Source organism: Mycobacterium sp. SMC-4 (assembly GCF_025263265.1).
Lineage (GTDB): Bacteria > Actinomycetota > Actinomycetes > Mycobacteriales > Mycobacteriaceae > Mycobacterium.
Window position 1 is genome coordinate 1,975,396 of the sequence record NZ_CP079869.1, and the last position, 19,945, is coordinate 1,995,340.

Genomic DNA, 19,945 nt, shown 5'->3' on the forward strand with positions numbered 1-19,945 from the left:
CAGCCGGCACGCCGGTCCCCACCGACGTGTAGGCACGCGAAACGCCCGGGTGATTCACCCGGGCGTTTCGCAGACCCCTCGGTAACCCTTCCCTTTAACCACCGGGGCCGTTGGGCCACCTCAGCAACGAACCGGCATCGACCCGGATCTGCTGACCGGTGATGTAACGACTCTCCTCGCTGGCGAGAAAGACGCCGAGATTGGCGATGTCCTCGGGCTCGACGTACGGAATCGGCATCGCCTGGAAGATCGTGAAGAGCGGCTCCGCATCCTCCCGTGTGGCCTGCTTGCCTTGCTGGGTGAGATCCGGACGGAACATGTTGTACATGCCGTCGTTCTGCAGGAGACGGGTATTGCAGTTCGTCGGGTGGATCGCATTGACGCGAATCATGCGGTCGGCCAGGACCAATGACATCTCCTCGACGTACTCGATGAGTGTGCGCTTGCTCCAACCGTAACCCCGTCCACCGGGACCCATGTCTGGGCTATCGGTGGTGCCCCGAATCATGCCCGCGGTCGACCCGGTGATGATGACCGATGAACCGTCTGGAAGGTGTGGGAGCGACACCGCGACGGTGTTCATGACCCCGAGCAGGTCGACGTCGGTCGCATCGACGAACCACGCGGCATCGGGTTGACGCCCCATGGCCATGGGGAGAATGCCCGCGTTGGCCAACACGATGTCAATCCTGCCCAGGTCGGCCAACCCCGCTTCGACGGCTTCCCGAAGCTCGTGACGCTCTCGGACATCAGCCACACGGGCAACGACCCGACGCCCTGTTTCCTTCACTGACCGTTCAGTTTCCGCCAGATCGTCAGGTGTGGCCAGCGGGTAAGGATTCGACGGGATGTCGCGACAGATGTCGATCGCGATGATGTCGGCGCCCTCCCTGGCCATCGCGATTGCGTGGGCGCGACCTTGACCACGGGCTGCGCCGGTGATGAAAGCGACTTTTCCCTCGAGCCGACCAGACATCCAACCTCCTGACATCGCCAGCTGCGCCGACGCCCAAATATTTGTTCCGAACTCTATAGGCCGGGGCGGTTCTTCGGCAAGCCCCGACCGGGCGAGACTTCGACTGCGTCGGCCGAAAGTGGACTCGAAGCGACTGCGGATCCGTCGCTGGCGTCTCGGTGCGTGTCGATGGCGGCGGCTTGTCGCCGATCCCGCACCGACATTGGTCGATCTGTACAGTCGCCCGGTTGGGTTGTACAGTCCCCAGTACGTACCTGTGCAGTAGCACAGTGCAGCGGTGGCTGTGGCGCCCGGGAGGTGGCGGAGAGCGGAGCGCTTCGTCGATCAGTCAAGCGAAACAGCATGATTCGTCGATATCGTGTGACCGGCCGGCTCTGCGGCGCGATCGACTGGAAGGATCTGCGCGTGTCTGAGCAATTGCGGGACATCCGGGAACTGAGCGGCGATGCCGATGCCTACCGCGAGGAGCTCTATCGGCGGTGGACCGGGCTGCTGAGCTATCGCTACATCGGCCGCCACCACTCCGAGATGAACACCGGAGACATTGACAACACCGTGGCGATTCGGTGCGATATGCGCAACGAGGCCGGCGGGATCATGGTGGCGCCCTTGGCCATCTCGTCGCCCGAGGGGTGCCAGACCGATCTCGTTGCCGTGCCCAATCCCGTCATCGCATCGGTGCAGATCGTCGATCCCGGGTTCGATGTCACGCGCATCGAGATCGTCGGATCGGGGAACATCCATCAAGGCCGGACGATGGGGTACGGCCGGTGCGTGATCGTCGATGCCGACAATCCGGAGAAGGTGATCGCGTTCAACGAGGGGCAGGGCGCCGTCATCGGAGTTCCGCCCGAAGGGTTGGGCAGAATGGATGTCTCCGGCACCGAGCTGGAGATTCAGGATTCCGCCACCTTACCCCCGTTGTGGCAGGCATTCGGCGCTTCGCTGCGGGCCGATGGACACTGGGTGCTACCACCGCTGAGTGCCGAGCTTGCCTCGCCGGACGCCGCACTCCACATCGGTCCACAACACGTCGTATTGGAAACGGCGGCAACCGATCTTGCGGCGGCCGCGGTGGGCACCCGAAAGCTCCAGGTTGTGAGTTGGCATGTGATGTTCATGGCGCGCGGCAAGATCGGACCGTTCCGGGTGGAGGGGACAGCGCACCCCGGCCGGGACGGTCGGGTCGGAGTGCGCATGCTCCTGCATGACGAGGGCAACGACGACAAACCCATCACCACAGCAGCCGCGATCTTCGACGTTCTCGTCTGAGCGGCCGAAGTCGGTGACGGTCGATATCTGCAGCGCAAGGACCGCGACGAAATACGCGCGGATTACTCGAAGTGAGGACTGGTGATCGATGAGTGACAAACCCCTGGCCGGAATTCGCGTACTCGAGGCGGCCGCATGGACTTTCGTACCTGCTGCGGGCGCGGTGCTGGCTGAATGGGGAGCCGAGGTCATCAAGATCGAACCCCGTGAGGGTGGTGATCCGCAGCGGGGCCTGGTCACCATGGGATTGATCCCCGGCGGCGCCGACGGTGTGAACTACATGATCGAAGTGCCCAACCGGGGAAAGAAGTCGATCGGTATCGATATGACGACCAGCGGCGGGCAAGAAGTCGTGCATGAGCTCGCGAAAACCTGCGATGTCTTCCTGACCAGCTATCTCCCGCACCGGCGCAAGCGATTCCGGATCGATGTCGACGACATCAGGGCAGTCAACCCCGACATCATCTATGTGCGTGGATCGGGATACGGCCCGCAAGGGCCAGATGTCGACAAAGCGGGTTACGACGGAGTGTCCTTCTGGTCGCGCGGCGGAATCTGTGATGCGTTCACCCGGGACTTGCCCGAACCGGTCATGCAGACTCCGGCGTTCGGCGACCTTCTCGGAGGGCTGACCATCGCCGGCGGAATCGCCACGGCGCTCTACAAACGGAAGAACTCCGGCGAGACCTCGATCGTCGATGTGTCGCTTCTGGGCCTGGCCGCGTGGTCGATGAGTCCCGGGGTGACCGCGTCGATGCTCTACGGCGGAGACCCGATGCCCAACTTCTCCCATCGTGAGATGCCCAATCCACTGACCAGCACGTACAAGACGAAAGACGGCCGGTTTATCACGCTGATGATGTTGCAGGGCGACAAGTTCTACCCCGAGTTCATGACCGTGATCGGGCGGTCGGACCTGGTGAGTGACCCACGGTTCGCGCAGGGACATGCGCGATTCGAGAACCGCGGTGAGCTGATCGACATTCTCGACGAGGAGTTCGCCGCCCGCTCGGTTGACGAATGGCGCGAGGTTCTCGCGCCCCTGTCGGGAGCGTGGAGTGTGCTCCAGAAGCCGAGTGAACTCCGGTCCGACCCCGCCGTGGTGGCCAATGGCTACATCCCCGACGTGCGGGCCATGAACGGCGCACCCTTCGTGGTGCCGACCAACCCCGTTCAGTTCGACGAGGCTCATGTCGTTCCCACGGGAGCCCCCGAGCACGGCCAGCACACCGAGGAGGTTCTGCTCGAAGCCGGTGTGCCGTGGGAGAAGATCGAGCAGTATAAGGAGCAGGGCGCTGTGCTCTGAGGCCCGCTAGATTGGAGAACGCAGCGCGGCGTCGATCATCCGCCGGGTGAAATCGGCGTCCCAGCCGCGAAATTGCTGTTCGCTAGGTGAATCGGCGTCGTACACCGGGAGCCTCCTCGGGGTCGACGATCAACCCTGAAGGTACTTCAGAACAAGTATTTGGTTACCGGTGACGTAGATTACGGACGGTGCAGGAAGCCGTGGAGAATGGCTTGTACCAGTTCATCGACAATCGCCTCGCGGGAGGGCGCCTCTGGACCGTAGAAAGTCGAGCGCAGCGCGACCATTCCCACGATCATCGCCACCGTCGAGTGGGCCGGCAGGTCAGGGTGGCTTGACCGCATTCCACGAATGCGCATTCCTTCCCTGCTGATGCGACCAAGGACTGTCAGTGTGCGCCGGATGTCGGCGATGCCCGCGCTCTCGATCTCCTCCTCGCTGAGTCCGTCCGACGCCACGAGGGTCAGTAGCAGGCCCCGATGCCGCACCAGCACGTCATAGAGCTCGCCGACGAACTGCGTGGCGAGCTGTGCCTCGTCGGTCTCCTCGGGAATGACGGTCTGCCACGTCTTGCCGAACTCGTCGACGACATCGGTGAACGGCAGAACCAGCGCTTCGCGGAACATCCCGGCCTTCGATCCGAAGTGGCGAAACACGAGGTACTCGCTAACGCCGGCAGCCTCTGCGATTTCGCGGGTGGTGGTGCGGCGATAGTCCTGGCGAGCGAACAGTTCTCGCGCCGCCTCTAGCAGGAGCATGCGCGCCGTACCACGCGGGCGCCGGGTGGGCGACCCCTTCGACGACACACGCTGCGGCATGGGGACTGACGATAGTCGTATCTTGACCGTCGCGCTTTAATAGCGTCCACTATTCAACAGTGCACAGGAGGGCACGTTGTCTCGGATCGGCGTTGGCGCGATTGGAGGCACGAGCGACCTTCGAAGCGGTTCTTAGAAGGTGGACCTATTGGGATCGTCGACCGTGGCTCCGCGGTGCGGGAACGGACCTCCAGCGTCTCGGGTTGGGCACGACTGCCCGTGGTCACCAAACACTCCGAGGTGTTGCGCCGGACCTAGCCATGCGGATCAACGTCCTCTACTATCGGTGTAATAGTAGACACTATTTTGGTTGATTGTGTGCTGCGACATCCCATGCGCACCACGACCATTGCGCGTCAGTGTGCCTCTGCGGTCACCAATCTGGCCGCCGACCAATGAAGGGAACGGTCATGAACAAGGACGACATGATTTTGATCAGTGTGGATGATCACATTGTTGAGCCGCCGGACATGTTCAAGAACCATTTGTCGAAGAAGTATTTGGATGAGGCGCCGCGGTTGGTGCATAACCCGGATGGGTCGGATACCTGGCAGTTCCGCGATGTGGTGATTCCGAATGTGGCGTTGAATGCGGTGGCGGGTCGTCCGAAGGAGGAGTACGGGCTGGAGCCGCAGGGGCTCGATGAGATCCGGCCGGGGTGTTGGCAGGTTGATGAGCGGGTCAAGGATATGAACGCCGGCGGGATTTTGGGGTCGATGTGTTTCCCGTCGTTTCCGGGTTTCGCGGGGCGGTTGTTCGCCACCGAGGACGCGGAGTTTTCGTTGGCGTTGGTGCAGGCCTACAACGATTGGCATGTCGAGGAGTGGTGCGGGGCCTATCCGGCGCGGTTCATTCCGATGACGTTGCCGGTGATCTGGGATCCCCAGGCGTGTGCGGCCGAGATTCGGCGTAACGCCGATCGTGGGGTGCATTCGTTGACGTTCACCGAGAATCCGGCGGCGATGGGCTATCCGAGTTTCCACGATTTCGAGCATTGGAAGCCGATGTGGGATGCGCTGGTCGATACCGACACGGTGCTCAATGTGCATATCGGGTCCTCGGGGCGGTTGGCGATCACCGCCCCGGATGCGCCGATGGATGTGATGATCACGTTGCAGCCGATGAATATCGTGCAGGCGGCCGCGGATTTGTTGTGGTCGCGTCCGATCAAGGAGTACCCGGATCTGAAGATCGCGTTGAGTGAGGGTGGGACGGGTTGGATTCCGTATTTCCTGGAGCGGGTGGACCGCACCTATGAGATGCATTCGACCTGGACCGGTCAGGACTTCGGCGGCAAACTGCCCAGCGAGGTGTTCCGGGAGCATTTCCTGACCTGTTTCATCGCTGATCCGGTCGGGGTCACTACTCGGCATCAGATCGGGGTCGACAACATCTGCTGGGAGGCCGACTACCCCCACAGCGACTCGATGTGGCCCGGGGCCCCCGAACAACTCGACGAAGTCCTCACCGCCAACAACGTCCCCGATGACGAGATCGACAAGATGACCTACCAGAACGCCATGCGTTGGTATCACTGGGACCCGTTCACCCACATTTCGCGCGAGCAGGCCACTGTGGGGGCGTTGCGCAAGGCTGCCGAGGGCCATGATGTGTCGATTCAGGCCCTGTCCAACAAGGAGAAGACCGGTGCGACGTTCGCCGACTTCGCCGCCAACGCCAAGGAACTCACCGGAAACAAGGACTAGGGACAGACCATCAGCTCTGTGACGGGCCATGGGTTGGGCACGCCACCGCAACCATGCCGCGGGGCTGACGTGGCGGTCGACCCGCCAACGCAATGGCATTCGTACGAGACGTTGCGCGCGCCAGCCCGACCTGATCGATGTCGAGACCTAGGACGTTCTGACATAAGCGCCGGAGTCGACTACACCGTCAATACGGCGATCAGATTCCCACTCGCCACCGGGCTGGCCAGCGTGACCGAACCGGTCCATCACGTGCTGCCTGCCCGGGCTATCTCGCTGCCCTCGGCGGCCTCGGCGATCTCCCCAGTGGTCGTAGCGCGATAGTCCCTGCGCGCGAACAGGTTACGAGCGGCATCAAGCAATAACCGACGTGCTTCACCGAGAGGTCGACAGCGGGTGCTCGCCTCGGTGGCGCGGTGTTGGGGCAGCGAACTTCATTGGTGCGCCGGAGTTCAACATCGTCGGACCTTGACCGACACCGTGTAATAGTGTGCACTATTACACGGTGTCGAACGATGGAAGGAACGGGCGTGGGAGCGTTGATCATGGTCGGGTCGCTAGCCGGATTGGCCGCACTCGTCGTCGGACTGGTGCTCTACTTCGACCCGGAGGCGAGAAAACGTGAACGGTGAACTGTCACCGGCCCTGATCGCCGGTCTGTCCTTCGCCTACGTCGGCGGGATCCTGTTCCTGGCCCTCGGTGTCTACCTGAGCATCCGCCGCGGCCGCCTGCATCCGCTGCTGCTGGTGTCGATCTCGGCGATCTCGTTCTCGTGGATCGAAGCGCCCTACGACTGGGCCATGTACGCGCAGTTCCCCCCGGAGCTGCCGCGGATGCCGTCGTGGTGGCCGATGAACATGACCTGGGGTGGCGGACTGCCGTCGGCGGTGCCCATCGGCTATATCGCCTACTTCGTGTTGCCCGCGGTCATCGGCGCGGCGCTCGGGCGCAAAGTGATCAGTCAATTCGGCTGGCGCCGGCCACAGACGCTGCTGGTCGTCGGTTTCCTGGTCGGGTTCTGCTGGGCACTGCTGTTCAACGGCTTCTTCGGACCCCGTCTGGGGGTCTTCTACTACGGCTACGTAATCGACGGTTTGGCGTTGTTCCAGGGCAGCAGGTTCCAGTACCCGGTCTACGACGCCGTCGCGATGGGCCTGCAGATGATGGTGTTCACCTACCTGCTCGGGCGGGTCGACGGACAGGGTCGCAACGTCATCGAGGTGTGGTCGGACAAGCGGTCGTCGACCAAGGTGGGTTCCTCGCTGTTGTCGGTGGCTGCTGTGGTGGTGGTCGGACATCTGATGTACGGCGCGGTGTTCGCGCCGCATCTTGCGACCAAGCTGGGCGGATATGTGACCGAGGGGCCATCCGAGCAACTCTTCCCAGGCATCGAAAACCAACCGAGGTAAGGGGTATCCCATGCCGGCCAATCGCACCGCCGAGGTGTACTACGACCCGTTCGATCACGCGATCGACGACGATCCGTACCCGGTGTGGCGGCGCATGCGCGAAGAAGCGCCGCTGTATCACAACGACACGTACAACTTCTACGCGCTGAGCCGCTACGACGATGTGGCCAAGGCGCTTCCGGACTGGGAAACCTACCGTTCCGGGAAGGGCACCACCGCCGACATCCTGTTCAACGGAATCGAGGTGCCGCCCGGCATCCTGTTGTTCGAGGACCCTCCACTGCACGATCTGCACCGGCGTCTGCTGTCCCGGGTCTTCACCCCGCGCAGGATGCTCGCCGTCGAGGACCTGGTGCGCGGATTCTGTTCGCGCGCACTGGATCCACTCATCGACGGTGACGGATTCGACTTCGTGGCCGATTTGGGGGCCGTCATGCCGATGCGCACCATCGGCTACCTGCTCGGCATCCCGGAAGAGGGTCAGGAGAAGATCCGCGAGCGCACCGACCAGAGCATCACCGTCGGCGACGATGTCGCCGACGTCAGCGCGACGGTGTTCGCCGAGTCCATGGCGCTGTTCGCCGAATACATCGAATGGCGCGCCACCCACCCCTCCGATGACCTGATGACCGAGTTGCTCAACGCCGAGATCGAGGAATCCGACGGCAGACGCCGCCAGCTCGAACGCACCGAGGTCCTCGCCTACACCGCGATGATCGCCGGCGCCGGCGGCGAGACGACCGCCCGGTTGATCGGCTTCATGGGCGAGCTGCTGGGCCGGCACCCCGATCAGCGGCGCGAATTGGTCGCCGACCCGGCACTGATCCCGATGGCCGTCGAGGAGACGCTGCGCTTCGAGCCGCCGTCGCCGGTACAGGCCCGCTACGTCGCCCACGACGTGGAGCTCTACGGACAGACGATCACCGAAGGCTCGTACATGCTGCTGCTCAACGGATCCGCCAACCGTGACGACACCCGGTACATCGACCCGGACCGGTACGACATCCATCGCACCGGCGGGCACCTGAGCTTCGGGCAGGGCATCCACTTCTGCCTGGGCTCGGCGCTGGCCCGGCTGGAGGCCAGAGTCGCCTTTGAGGAGGTCCTGAAGAGATGGAGCGACTGGGACGTCGACTATGACAACGCAGTACGGGCCCGGACATCCAGTGTGCGGGGCTGGTCCCGGATGCCGGTCCGGACCGGCTGATGACTGCGACCTGAGCCGACACTAGGGACTTTCGTCCCCGGCGCGGAGTCGGAAGGACTGCTGTGAAGGTGTGCGCCGTTCGGGCACCATGGGGTTATGAGCGGCGACGACGCATCCGGTGTTCGCGTGCCGGCCGGCCCGGAGATCCACGAGACCCACACCGGCATCGTCGCCCTCGTCGGGGACCGCGCGTACAAGGTCAAGAAATGCATCCGCACAGACTTCCTCGATTTTTCCGGGGTTGAACAGCGCGAGCGCGCGTGCAGGCACGAAGTCGAGCTGAACCGCCGGCTGGCGCCGCAGGCCTATCTGGGGGTGGCCCATCTCAGCGACGTCGCCGACGGGCCCGCTGAGCCGGTGATCGTGATGCGCCGCTATGCCGATCGCGACCGCCTCAGCACCCGCGTGCAACGCGGGGTGTCCGTCGATGACGAGCTGAGGTCCATCGCCGAGGTCCTGGCACGCTTCCACGCGGGGGCGGACCGTGGCGCCGACATCGATGCCGATGCGACCCCGACCAGGGTCGAGCAACGCTGGCGGGACAATCTGGTCGAACTGCACGGGTATGCGCCGACACTGCTGCCTGCAGCTGCCGTCGATCAGGTCGAACGGCTTTGTGCTGAGTTCCTCGCGGGGCGCGCCGCGCTGTTCGCCGAGCGCATCGCCACCCACCGCATCGTCGACGGCCACGCCGATCTGCTGGCCGACGACATCTTCTGCCGCCCGGAGGGGCCGGTGCTGCTGGACTGCTTGGAGTTCGATGCCGCGCTGCGCCACGTCGACGGCATCGACGACGCGGCGTTCCTGGCGATGGATCTGGAGTTCCTGGGCCGCGGGGATCTGGCCGCGGCCTTCCTCGACCACTACCGCCGCGCTGCGCAGGATCCGGCGCCGCCCTCGCTGGTGCACTTCTACATCGCCTACCGGGCCGTGGTGCGCGCCAAGACCGACTGCATCCGCGCCCAGCAGGGCCGCGCCGAAGCAGCTGCCGACGCCCGCCGCCATCTGGATCTCGCCGTCGAGCACCTGCGAGCCGGGGCGGTGCGTCTGATCCTGGTGGGGGGTGGTCCCGGCACCGGGAAAACGACTCTGGCACGCGGGTTGTCCGGGCATCTGCAGGCCGAGGTCATCTCCACCGATGACGTGCGGCGGGAGTTGGTGCGCGACGGGGTCCTCACCGGCCAGGCCGGTGCGCTGAGCTCCGGGCTCTACAGCCCTGAGCAGGTCGAGAAGGTTTATGACGCCGTGCTGGACAGGGCCGCGCGACTGTTGGGTGCCGGACAGACGGTGATCCTCGACGGCACCTGGCGAGACCCCCACCACCGCGCCCGGGCTCGTGAGCTTGCCGAGCTGATGCATTGCCGCAGTGTCGAATTCGCGTGCACGCTACCGCTGGCCGAAGCCGAGGCGCGCATCGAAGGCCGGCGTCACACCACCTCGGACGCCACCCCCGGCATCGCTGCGGCCCTGGCGGTGAGCACCGCTGAGCACGACGGTGCCTGGGACGGCGCCCACCGGTTGGACACCGGTCGTCCCTTGGGTGACACCATCGCAGAGGCGCATGAAATCTGCTGTCTGGCAATTTAACTCAAAGACAAGGGACGGGCGATGAAGGCAATGGCATACCACGGACCAGGCCGACGGTCATGGGAAGAGGTCCCCGATCCGGTCCTGCGTGCGGCCACCGACGCCATCGTCCGCGTCGACGCCGTCACCATCTGCGGCACCGACCTGCACATCCTCAAAGGCGACGTGCCCGAGGTCACCGACGGGCGCATCCTTGGACACGAAGCAGTCGGCACCGTCGTCTCCGTCGGCGACGCAGTGCAGACGTTGTCGGTGGGGGACCGTGTCCTCGTCTCGTGCATTTCGTCATGCGGCAGCTGTCGCTACTGCCGCGAGGGCCAGTACAGCCAGTGTCTGGGTGGCGGCGGCTGGATTCTTGGCCACCTCATCGATGGCACCCAGGCCGAGCTCGTGCGAGTGCCGTTCGCCGACAATTCAACCCACAAAGTACCCGACGGCGTCACCGACGAACAGATGCTGATGCTTGCCGATATCCTGCCCACCTCCTATGAGGTGGGGGTGCTCAACGGTGCGGTGCGACCGGGTGACGTGGTGGCGATCGTCGGCGCCGGGCCCATCGGTCTGGCCGCCATCCTGACCGCGCGGCTCTACAGCCCCAGTCACATAGTGGCCGTCGACCTCGCCGACTCCCGACTGGAGGCCGCACGCACGTTCGGCGCAGACATCGTCGTGAACTCGGCCACGCAGTCGGTCCGCGAGGTCATCGACGAGTTGACCGGAGGGCTCGGCGCCGATGTCTCGATGGAGGCTGTCGGGGTGCCGGAGACCTTCGAGCAGTGCGTGAGCCTGGTGCGTCCGGGCGGGCACGTGGCCAACATCGGCGTGCACGGCGCCCCGGCCACACTGCACCTGGAGGACATCTGGATCAAGAACCTCACGATCACCACGGGACTGGTGGACACCTACTCCACCCCGACGCTGATCGAGCTGGTCGCAAGCAAACGGCTCGACACGACCGCGATGATCACCCACCGGTTCGTCCTCGACGACTTCGAGGACGCCTACGACGTGTTCGGCCGTGCCGGCGAAACGGGCGCGCTCAAAGTCTTGCTGACCGGTAACAACTAGACACGCCAACGGATTCGGAGAACAGCGATGACGAACTCGAACCTGGTGCGCGATTTCGCGCATCTGCGGCTCAGCGACGCCGAGGACGCCGGAGGCAAAGGGGCAAACCTCGGCGAGATGATCGCCGCCGGGCTGCCGGTACCGCCCGGCTTCGTCTTGCTGCGCGACTGCTACCGGGACTCCATGCGCGCCGGCGGGGTAGCCGACGAGCTCAACGCCGCACACCGCACGGCCATGGAGCAGGTCGCCAACCCGGACCGGCTGATCGAGATGTGCGAGCAGATGCAGACCTTGGTGTGGAAGGGCGGCATCGCCGACGAGGTTCGCGAACATGTACTCAGCGCCTACCGCGCGCTCGGAGACGACGTGCTGGTGGCGGTGCGATCCTCGGCGACTGGAGAGGATGGCAAAGATGCGTCCTTTGCCGGCATGAATGCCACCTTCACCAACATCAGCGGCGAAGACGACCTCATCGAGGCAGTCCAGCGGTGCTGGGCTTCGCTGTTCAGCCCGCGCGTGGTCACCTACCGCGCCAGCCGCAACTTCGTCTCCGACCCGGCGATGGCCGTGGTGGTGCAACAGATGATCGCCTCTGAGCGCTCGGGAGTGGCGTTCACCGCCGATCCCAGTACCGGAGCCGAGGACCGTGTCGTGGTGGAGGCGGCGTTCGGACAGGGTGAAGTCGTGGTGTCGGGGTCGGTGGAACCGGACACCTACATCGTGTCGAAGGAGCATCGCAAGATTCTCAGCACGCGGCTGGGGTACAAGTCGTTCAAGATCGTTCGGGGCGCCGACGGCAACGACGAGAACGTGGATCTCAGCGAGGAGGAGGCCAGGTCGAAGGTGCTCAGTGATGTCGAGCTACGGGAGATCGTGGACCTGGCGCTCGCTATCGAAAACCACCACGGCTGTGCCCAAGACACCGAATGGGCCATCGCCGAAGGGAAAACGTGGTTCGTTCAGGCCCGCCCGGTAACCACCCTGCACCACACCACGATGCCCGCGCCCGAGCCTCACGACGTGGTGGCACGCGGTCTGCCGGCCGCGCCCGGCGAAGCCGCCGGCACCGTGCGGGTACTGCTGACCCCGGAGGAGGGATCGCGTCTGCAGGCCGGCGAAGTCCTGGTGTCGCAGATGACCAACCCGGACTGGCTGCCTACCATGCGCAGGGCCGCGGCGCTGGTCACCGACACCGGCGGAATGACCTGCCACGCAGCGATTGTCGCCCGCGAGTTGGGCGTGCCATGCATTGTCGGGGCGCGGACGGCCACCACCGACCTCAAGGACGGCATGCTGGTGACCGTCGACGGCACCCACGGCCGGGTGCTGACCGGTGACGCCGTCGCGAGCGCTCAGACCTCGGCGGTCGACCGTCCCGCCGGCCCGGTGACCACCGTCGCGGCCGCGGAGGTGACCGCAACCAAGATCTATGTCAACCTCGCGATGCCGGACACCGCAGAAGCCGTTGCGGCACAAGAGGTCGACGGCGTGGGCTTGCTGCGCGCGGAGTTGATGCTGACCGAGGCGCTGCGCAACCGCCACCCCCGGGACCTGATCGCTCGCGGGGAGCAGGACATATTGGTCGACTCGATGGTCGAGGCCGTCGGACGGATCGCCGCCGCGTTCGCCCCGCGCCCGGTCATCTATCGCGCCACCGATTTCCGCACCAACGAGTTCCGCAGCCTGCAGGGCGGCGATACCTACGAGCCGGTCGAGCACAACCCGATGATCGGATTCCGGGGCTGCTATCGCTACGTCAACCAGCCCGACGTGTTCGCCCTGGAACTGGCTGCGCTGGCCCGGGTGCGCGAGCAGAGTCCTAATTTGCACCTGATGATCCCGTTCGTGCGCACCCGATGGGAACTCGAACAGTGTCTGGCTCTGGTCGATGCCAGCCCGCTGGGGCGTCAACGCGGTCTGCACCGCTGGGTGATGGCCGAGGTGCCGTCGGTGGTGTACTGGCTGCCGGAGTATGTCGGGATGGGCATCGACGGGGTCTCCATAGGCAGCAACGACCTGACCCAGCTGATGCTGGGTGTGGATCGTGATTCCGACATCTGCGCCGAGTTGTTCGACGAGTCCGACGCCGCGGTGCTCGACGCGATCGGCCACATCATCGCCACCGCGCGCCGGCAGGGGATCACATCGTCGCTATGCGGTCAGGCGCCCTCCACCAATCCGGCGTTCGCCGAACACCTGGTACGGATGGGTATTACCTCGGTGTCGGTCAACCCCGACGCCGCACTGGCCGCGCGGCGTACGGTGGCAGCTGCCGAACGTCGGGTGTTGCTGGAGTCGGTGCGCACGTAGGACACGCCTGAGGAAACGACCACGGAGGAACTCGTCATGTCAGAACACACCGGGGCAGTGGTCGTCGGGGTGGACGGCAGCGACCTGGCCATCGCGGCGGCCCGCTGGGCGGGAGCGGTCGCTGCACGTGTGGGTGCGCCGCTGCACATCGTGCACGCCATGGTGGGTGTGGGTCGCGGCCTGACCGAAGCGGGTGCCGCGATCCAGGCCGCGATCATGTCCTACCAGGCAGACACCGCACCGATCTTCCTCAAAGACGCCACTGACGCAGTCCACGCCGACTACCCGGACCTGACCGTGACGACAGCGTCGCACCGCGAGCCCGCCGATCATGTCCTCACCGCGGCGAGTCGGGAGGCGCGCCTGATTGTGTTGGGTGGCAACGAGATCAACGCCGCGTCGCTGTTGCTGCTGGGGTCCACCACGCTGGCGGTGGCCGCCCACGCGCACTGCCCGGTGGTGGCGTGGCGCGGCGGACAGACAGCGCTGAACGGCCAACCGGTGGTGGTCGGGACCGACGGTAGCCCGTCGGGCGCGGCGGCGCTGGCGGCCGCGTTCGACTTCGCCGACCGGTTCGGCGTCAGTGTGCGCGCGGTGCGGGCGTGGTCGCCGCGGATTCCAGCTGCCGCGGTCGACGCGCAGCTGGGGGAGGCGCTGCACTCGGCGCAGCGGGCCCAACTGCTCGGTGAGGTCAACCGGCTCACCGAACGGTATCCCGCCGTCGCAGTGGACTGCCTGGTCGAGCAGGATACGCCGGCGCAGGCTGTCATCAGCCATTGTGAGGGTGCTCAGCTGGTGATCGTGGGCACTCGCGGGCGCAATGCGCTGGCCAGCACTCTGTTGGGTTCGACGAGCCTGAACCTGCTGCAGCACAGCCCTGTTCCGGTGATGGTGTGCCGCGCCGAGGGCACCGAGTGAGTGCCGGTTGGCGTTTCGCTCGGATGCTGGCGGGACGGGCCGCCCACTGACACACTGGGTCGATGCGCCCCACCCCGCAGTGTTGGCTGACCGATATGGACGGTGTGCTCGTCCGCGAAGAACACGCACTGCCCGGAGCCGCGGAGTTCCTCCAGCGTCTGGCCGAGCGTGAGCGGCCGTTCCTGGTTCTCACCAACAACTCGATCTTCACGCCGCGCGATCTGGCTGCTCGCCTGACCCGCTCCGGACTGATCGTGCCCGAGGAGGCGATCTGGACGTCGGCGCTGGCGACGGCGACGTTCCTGGCTGACCAACAGCCCGGTGGGTCGGCGTACGTGATCGGCGAAGCCGGCCTGACCACCGCGCTGCACGAGGCCGGATACACGATGACCGACGTCGAACCGGATTTCGTCGTGCTGGGTGAAACCCGCACCTACTCGTTCGAGGCGGTCACCAAGGCGGTACGCCTCATCCTGGCCGGCGCCCGGTTCATCGCCACCAACCCCGACGTCACCGGGCCCTCGGCGGAGGGCCCGCTTCCGGCCACCGGGTCGGTCGCCGCGATGATCACCAAGGCCACCGGCCGCGAACCGTACTTCGTGGGCAAGCCCAATCCGATGATGTTCCGCAGCGCGCTGAACCGCATCGAGGCGCACTCGGAGAGCACGGTGATGGTCGGTGACCGGATGGACACCGACGTCGTCGCCGGCATCGAGGCCGGTTTGGAGACGATCCTGGTGCTCACCGGCTCGACCTCGATGGCCGATGTGGACCGCTACCCGTTCCGGCCCAGCCGCGTGCTGCCCTCGATCGCCGAAGCGATCGAACTGATCTGAACGCGCGCTTGCTAGCTTGATCGAGTGACCGAATCAGAGCCGGACCCGGCGCGGCCGCTGGCCGGAGTGCGCATTGTCGAGATCTCGAGTTTCGTCGCGGTTCCGCTGGCCGGGATGACCTTGGCTCAGCTCGGCGCGGAGGTCCTGCGCGTCGACCCGGTCGGCGGGGCGGCGGACTACCGTCGGTGGCCGCTCACCGAGGCCGGCGACAGCATCTATTGGGCCGGCCTGAACAAGGGCAAGCGGTCGCTGGCCGTCGACATGCGTTCCGACGCCGGACAACAGCTGGTGAGCCGTCTGGTCGCCGACGCCGGGGTGTTCATCACCAATGTCGCTGGCCGGCAGTGGCATTCCTATCCGGCCTTGAGCAGGGTCCGCGCCGACCTGATTCACGTCGAGGTGTCCGGGCGCTACGACGGCGGCACCGGCGTCGACTACACCGTCAATGCGGCCATCGGATTCCCGTTGGTGACCGGGCCGGCCGAACTGAACACCCCGGTCAACCACGTGTTGCCGGCCTGGGATGTCAGCTGCGGCCTCTACGCCGCAATGTCGGTGGTCACGGCCTTGCGTCACCGCGACATAACCGGTCACGGTCAGCAGATCAGCATTCCTCTGGAGAACGTCGCGTTGGCCACCGCGGGCAACCTCAGCTTGTTGACCGAGGCCATGGTCAACGGCACGTCCCGGCAACGTATCGGCAACGCTGTGTACGGCACCTACGGGCAGAACTTCACCAGCGCCGACGGCGTTTCCTACATGGTCGTCGCATTGACGGGCCGCCACTTCCGTGACTTGACGACACTGACGGGTACCACCGAAGCTGTTGGGGCGTTGGCTGATTCGTTGCAGGCCGACTTTTCCGACGAAGGGCAGCGCTACCGGCATCGGGAAGCGCTGAGCGCTCTGTTCGCCGAGTGGTTCAGCGCCCACAGCGGCGCCGAGATCGCGGCGGCGCTGTCGGCGTCGTCGGTGCTGTGGGAGCGCTACCAGAGCTTCGGTGAAACGGCCGCCGATCCCAGGGTGACCGAGAACCCGTTGTTCACCGAGCTCGACCAGCCGCGGGTGGGCCGGTATCTGGCCGCGGGCCTGCCGGTGTCGATCGACGGCGCCTACCCGCCGGCCGCCGCTGCTCCGGCGCTCGGAGACGACACGGCCACCGTGTTGGGTGACTGGCTGGCCCTGGACCGGAACGAGATCGATGAGATGTTCAGATCGGGCACCGTCGCGTGAGTGCGCTGCAGCATCTGCTCGATGTCACCGAGCTCGGTGACGACACGTGGCGCGGACCGCCCAGCGGCCCAGCCGGTAAGCGTGCCTACGGAGGATTGCTGGTCGCCCAGAGTTTGGCCGCGGCATGGCGCACTGTGGATGAGGTCAAGGCACCCACCGCGCTGCACCTGCAATTCCTGCGCGGTGGCGACGCCGGAGAGGCCGTCGACTATCGGGTCGCGCGGGTCTATGACGGCCGGACCGCGGCGTCGCGACGCGTCGACGCCTTCCAGGCCGGTCGGCTGCTGACCACCGCGACGGTGTCCTTCTCCGCAGCATTGACCGGCCCCGAGCACGGACGGGCGAGACTGCCGGTGCAGGATCCCGACCGGCTGCCACAGACCGGCCCGCCCGGCCCCGCGCCGTCGCTGCCTCTCGACGAACTCGACATCCGGGTTACCGACGAAGGCGTCGGTACCGAGGATTTCGTGCGGTGGACGTGGTGGCGCACCAGAGCCGACCTACCCGCCGACGCGCGGTTGCACACGTTGATCGCCGCCTACATCACCGATCTGTACCTGATCGACCCAGCGCTGCAGGTGCACGGACATTCAATGCGGTCGCGCAGTCACCGCTCTGGCACCACCGACTCGTCGATGTGGCTGCACCGTCCGGTGCGTGCCGACCGGTGGAACCTGCTGGAATGCCGGTCTCCGGCGGCGGCGCGCGGGCGTGGCGTCGTGTCCGCACGCCTGATCAGCCGACACGGCGCGGTCGCGGCGACCCTGGTTCAGGAAGGGCTCATCGCAGAGCGCGAGCCGGGAACTGATGGGCCGGCACGCTGACCTGGCGGCGGTGCAGACGTCTGCGTAGCCACGCGAGGGCGGTGCTCAGTGCGATGCCGACGAGAACCGACGCGATGACACCGGCGAGGCGGTGCTCGCCGAACAGCGGATAGATCTGGTAGTGCGTCAGGTAGGTGTACAGCGACGCCTCGGCCACGACGCCGGCCATCGTGGCAACCAGAGCAGGGCCGCGCAGCGTGGGCAGCCAGATCAGCAACACCAGCCCGGCCAGGACCAGCGCCTCGCGCTGAAGGTTCTCGAAATAGCCGACCAGGCCGATCAACAGAACCACGGTCACCGCCGCGCGCTGCAATGTGGTCGACGCCTTGGCCGCCGCCCATCCCAGCGCGAAGAACCAGAACGTCAAGACGGTGAACTTGGCATCGTGTGTCGCCCCCGGGCCGAACCGCAAAGCCAGCCCGACCGCCAGGAATGCCGCGGCCACTGCAAACGGGTACCGGCGTTCGATCCGATCCACTGCGGGCAGCCAGAACAGCACAGCCAGCGCCACCAAAGTCCACACCAGCACCTCGACAAACCACAGCCGCCCCGCGGTCATGCTGTCGGATGGGCCGAGGAGCTTGTTGGCCAGGAGCAGGTTGGTCAGGTGGTAATCGTCGGTGATCAGCAAGGCAATCGAGACCCACAACATCGACGGGACGGCGATCCAGGCGATGGTGTTGCGCAGGTGCCGGATTCGAGAGGTCCGCGGTAGCGGGGTCAGACAGAAGCGGCCGAAGTTGTATCCGGCCACCCCGAGCAGGATGTGCGCCCCGCCCCAGAGCTCAAACAGTTCGGCGTGCGAGACAACGACCAGCACGATGGCGGCAGCGCGCAATGCGACGCTGGTCTCCATCGTGGTGCTCCACAACCGTCGACGGCTGGGCCTGGGCGCGGGCAGGTCCTGTAGCTCCCGCAACGACATCTGCTGCCACCCGGCCGGAAGTTGACCGAGTACGCGTTCGAGCCGGACCGACATCGTCACGTAGGACAGCGAATTGCCGCCGAGGTCGACGAAGCTGGCGTCCTCGTCGATGTGGCCGGGATCGAGCTGGAGCACCTCGGCGAATACGGCGCGCAGGTCGCCGTGCTCGTCGCCGCGTTCGGCCTCGGTGTCGCGTGCCAGCGTGCGCGCCGTCTGATAGTCGGGTTTACCCGAGGACAACATCGGTAGCTCGGCGACGGTCACGGCGTGCACCCCCTCGGCCGGAATGCCGGCGGCGGCTGCCGCGGACCGGCGCACCTTCGTCGCGTCGTGACCACCGCTGGCCACCACGGCGATACCGTCGTCATGGTCGACACACAGCGCGGCGACACCGTCGTCGCGCAGTGCCGTCTCCACCTGGTGCAGATCGATGCGCAAGCCGTACATCTTCACAAAGCGACTCTTGCGGCCGACGATCTCGTAGAGACCGTCGGCGGCCTGCCGAGCCAGGTCGCCGGTACGCAGCGTCTCGACAGAGCCGGCCGAAGCCAGATCGGTACCGCTCTCGGCATAGCCCATCATGACATTGGGACCGTGGTAGATCAGCTCACCGACCTCGCCGTCGGGCCACTCGTCGCAGGGTTCGATGGAGAAGGTGCCGCCGGGAATCGGCACGCCGATCGCCTCCGGGCGGCTGCGGGCCAGATCTGGGGGTAGGTAGGCCATGCGCGCGGTCGCCTCGGTGGCGCCGTACATGACAAACAGATCCCAGCCCCGCCGCTGACCCAGCTCGGCGAAGCGCCGGACTCGTTCGGCGGGCATGCGTCCACCGGCTTGGGTCAGATACCGCAGATGCGGCAGGTCCATCTCGGCGAAGCCGATCCGTTCCAGCAGCTCGAAGGTGTAGGGCACGCCGGCGAAAGTGCTGCCCTGATGACGGCGGAACAGCGTCCAGAACTGCTCATCGGCGACCGACAGATCGGTCAGGATCAGTGCCGCCCCGACCAGCAGATGACTGTGCACCACTGAGAGCCCGTAGCAGTAGGACATCGGCAGAGTCGTTGCTGCTCGGTCATTTTGGCGGATCCCGAGATATTCTGCGATCGCCGAGGCGTTGGACGCCACGTTGTCGTAGGAGAGCCGCACCAGTTTCGGCGATCCGGTGCTGCCCGACGTGGACAGCAGCAACGCGAGGTCGTCGTGCAGTTCGTGGTCGTGGAGACAGTGCCGCCGCGCACCTGTGCGATCGACAATCACATTCGGTCGATAGGTGTCGATGATGGCCGCGTGGTCGCGTCCATCGGAGACCGGCAGCACGACGTGACCGCCGGCCAACGCGCCCAGGTAGTGAACCAGGGTGTCGACGGTGTTGGCGGTCTGCACCATCACCAGCTGACGGCGCGGACCCAGGTCGGCCACGACAGCGGCCACCCGGTCGGCGAGGTCGTGGTAGGTGAGTCGCTGCGTCTGGGTCAGTACCGCCGGTCGGTCGCCGCATTCACGCAGGTGGTCGATCAGCGGACGCATGGGCCGCCTGGCGACAACTGCG

The 19,945-nt window shown here is 65.7% G+C and carries 16 protein-coding genes; 12 read left to right on the top strand and 4 right to left on the bottom strand.

Annotated elements, in window-relative coordinates; translation table 11 throughout:
• Positions 1 to 94: 94 nt before the first annotated feature.
• Positions 95 to 976, bottom strand: coding sequence for a mycofactocin-coupled SDR family oxidoreductase (locus tag KXD98_RS09530; RefSeq protein WP_260763640.1), 882 nt, complete (start codon positions 974 to 976; stop codon positions 95 to 97).
• A 405-nt stretch (positions 977 to 1,381) separates the two neighbouring features.
• On the opposite strand from KXD98_RS09530, the gene KXD98_RS09535 reads away from it, so the two are divergent.
• Together KXD98_RS09535 and KXD98_RS09540 are read left to right on the top strand one after the other, a co-directional pair.
• Entirely contained in the window at positions 1,382 to 2,248 is an 867-nt protein-coding gene (locus KXD98_RS09535; RefSeq protein WP_260763642.1) for a hypothetical protein, read from the top strand.
• 88 nt (positions 2,249 to 2,336) lie between these two features.
• The gene (locus KXD98_RS09540) at positions 2,337 to 3,554 is read left to right on the top strand and encodes a CaiB/BaiF CoA-transferase family protein (protein ID WP_260763644.1); all 1,218 of its coding nucleotides are present in this window, start codon (positions 2,337 to 2,339) and stop codon (positions 3,552 to 3,554) included.
• Between the two features lie 179 nt (positions 3,555 to 3,733).
• Here the strand turns inward: KXD98_RS09540 and KXD98_RS09545 are convergent, their stop codons facing one another.
• Positions 3,734 to 4,372 carry a TetR/AcrR family transcriptional regulator gene (locus tag KXD98_RS09545; RefSeq protein ID WP_260763646.1) on the bottom strand — a complete coding sequence of 213 codons (639 nt, stop codon included), beginning with the start codon at positions 4,370 to 4,372 and terminating at the stop codon, positions 3,734 to 3,736.
• 410 nt (positions 4,373 to 4,782) lie between these two features.
• On the opposite strand from KXD98_RS09545, the gene KXD98_RS09555 reads away from it, so the two are divergent.
• Positions 4,783 to 6,078, top strand: coding sequence for an amidohydrolase family protein (locus KXD98_RS09555; protein WP_260763652.1), 1,296 nt, complete (start codon positions 4,783 to 4,785; stop codon positions 6,076 to 6,078).
• A gap of 248 nt (positions 6,079 to 6,326) precedes the next feature.
• On the opposite strand, the gene KXD98_RS28520 is transcribed toward KXD98_RS09555, so the two are convergent.
• On the bottom strand, positions 6,327 to 6,440 hold the full coding sequence (locus KXD98_RS28520) for a TetR family transcriptional regulator (RefSeq protein ID WP_396882799.1): 114 nt from the start codon (positions 6,438 to 6,440) through the stop codon (positions 6,327 to 6,329).
• A gap of 259 nt (positions 6,441 to 6,699) precedes the next feature.
• Between KXD98_RS28520 and KXD98_RS09565 the strand changes: the two genes are divergently transcribed.
• The 9 genes from KXD98_RS09565 (at position 6,700) to KXD98_RS09605 (ending at position 17,471) form a co-directional block, all read left to right on the top strand.
• Positions 6,700 to 7,488, top strand: a complete 789-nt coding sequence (locus KXD98_RS09565) for a spirocyclase AveC family protein (RefSeq protein WP_260763654.1) — start codon at positions 6,700 to 6,702, stop codon at positions 7,486 to 7,488.
• Positions 7,489 to 7,498: 10 nt separating this feature from the next.
• The gene (locus KXD98_RS09570) at positions 7,499 to 8,695 is read left to right on the top strand and encodes a cytochrome P450 (RefSeq protein ID WP_260763655.1); all 1,197 of its coding nucleotides are present in this window, start codon (positions 7,499 to 7,501) and stop codon (positions 8,693 to 8,695) included.
• Positions 8,696 to 8,791: 96 nt separating this feature from the next.
• Entirely contained in the window at positions 8,792 to 10,282 is a 1,491-nt protein-coding gene (locus tag KXD98_RS09575) for an AAA family ATPase (protein ID WP_260763658.1), read from the top strand.
• A gap of 21 nt (positions 10,283 to 10,303) precedes the next feature.
• Entirely contained in the window at positions 10,304 to 11,350 is a 1,047-nt protein-coding gene (locus tag KXD98_RS09580; protein ID WP_260763660.1) for a zinc-dependent alcohol dehydrogenase family protein, read from the top strand.
• A gap of 27 nt (positions 11,351 to 11,377) precedes the next feature.
• Positions 11,378 to 13,660, top strand: a complete 2,283-nt coding sequence (gene ppsA / locus KXD98_RS09585) for a phosphoenolpyruvate synthase (protein ID WP_260763662.1) — start codon at positions 11,378 to 11,380, stop codon at positions 13,658 to 13,660.
• Between the two features lie 36 nt (positions 13,661 to 13,696).
• Positions 13,697 to 14,578 carry a universal stress protein gene (locus tag KXD98_RS09590; RefSeq protein ID WP_260763663.1) on the top strand — a complete coding sequence of 294 codons (882 nt, stop codon included), beginning with the start codon at positions 13,697 to 13,699 and terminating at the stop codon, positions 14,576 to 14,578.
• A gap of 62 nt (positions 14,579 to 14,640) precedes the next feature.
• On the top strand, positions 14,641 to 15,414 hold the full coding sequence (locus KXD98_RS09595) for an HAD-IIA family hydrolase (protein WP_260763665.1): 774 nt from the start codon (positions 14,641 to 14,643) through the stop codon (positions 15,412 to 15,414).
• Positions 15,415 to 15,438: 24 nt separating this feature from the next.
• Complete coding sequence (locus KXD98_RS09600) at positions 15,439 to 16,647, top strand: CoA transferase (protein WP_260763667.1); 1,209 nt, start codon at positions 15,439 to 15,441, stop codon at positions 16,645 to 16,647.
• The gene (locus tag KXD98_RS09605; RefSeq protein ID WP_260763668.1) at positions 16,644 to 17,471 is read left to right on the top strand and encodes an acyl-CoA thioesterase II; all 828 of its coding nucleotides are present in this window, start codon (positions 16,644 to 16,646) and stop codon (positions 17,469 to 17,471) included. Before KXD98_RS09600 ends, KXD98_RS09605 begins: the two co-directional genes overlap by 4 nt.
• Here KXD98_RS09605 and KXD98_RS09610 read toward each other — a convergent pair.
• A complete protein-coding gene (locus KXD98_RS09610; protein ID WP_260763670.1) occupies positions 17,428 to 19,923 on the bottom strand; it encodes an AMP-binding protein in 2,496 nt (831 codons plus the stop codon). The two genes, KXD98_RS09605 and KXD98_RS09610, sit on opposite strands and share 44 nt — an antisense overlap.
• Positions 19,924 to 19,945 lie beyond the last annotated feature (22 nt).

Excerpts from the sequence above, each read along its gene's own strand:
- KXD98_RS09610 (WP_260763670.1), bottom strand. The coding sequence starts at position 19,923 with ATGCGTCCGCTGATCGACCACCTGCGTGAATGCGGCGACCGACCGGCG.
- KXD98_RS09580 (WP_260763660.1), top strand. The coding sequence starts at position 10,304 with ATGAAGGCAATGGCATACCACGGACCAGGCCGACGGTCATGGGAAGAG.
- ppsA (WP_260763662.1), top strand. The coding sequence starts at position 11,378 with ATGACGAACTCGAACCTGGTGCGCGATTTCGCGCATCTGCGGCTCAGC.
- KXD98_RS09590 (WP_260763663.1), top strand. The coding sequence starts at position 13,697 with ATGTCAGAACACACCGGGGCAGTGGTCGTCGGGGTGGACGGCAGCGAC.
- KXD98_RS09570 (WP_260763655.1), top strand. The coding sequence starts at position 7,499 with ATGCCGGCCAATCGCACCGCCGAGGTGTACTACGACCCGTTCGATCAC.
- KXD98_RS09530 (WP_260763640.1), bottom strand. The coding sequence starts at position 976 with ATGTCTGGTCGGCTCGAGGGAAAAGTCGCTTTCATCACCGGCGCAGCC.
- KXD98_RS09545 (WP_260763646.1), bottom strand. The coding sequence starts at position 4,372 with ATGCCGCAGCGTGTGTCGTCGAAGGGGTCGCCCACCCGGCGCCCGCGT.
- KXD98_RS09595 (WP_260763665.1), top strand. The coding sequence starts at position 14,641 with ATGCGCCCCACCCCGCAGTGTTGGCTGACCGATATGGACGGTGTGCTC.
- KXD98_RS09575 (WP_260763658.1), top strand. The coding sequence starts at position 8,792 with ATGAGCGGCGACGACGCATCCGGTGTTCGCGTGCCGGCCGGCCCGGAG.
- KXD98_RS09540 (WP_260763644.1), top strand. The coding sequence starts at position 2,337 with ATGAGTGACAAACCCCTGGCCGGAATTCGCGTACTCGAGGCGGCCGCA.
- KXD98_RS09555 (WP_260763652.1), top strand. The coding sequence starts at position 4,783 with ATGAACAAGGACGACATGATTTTGATCAGTGTGGATGATCACATTGTT.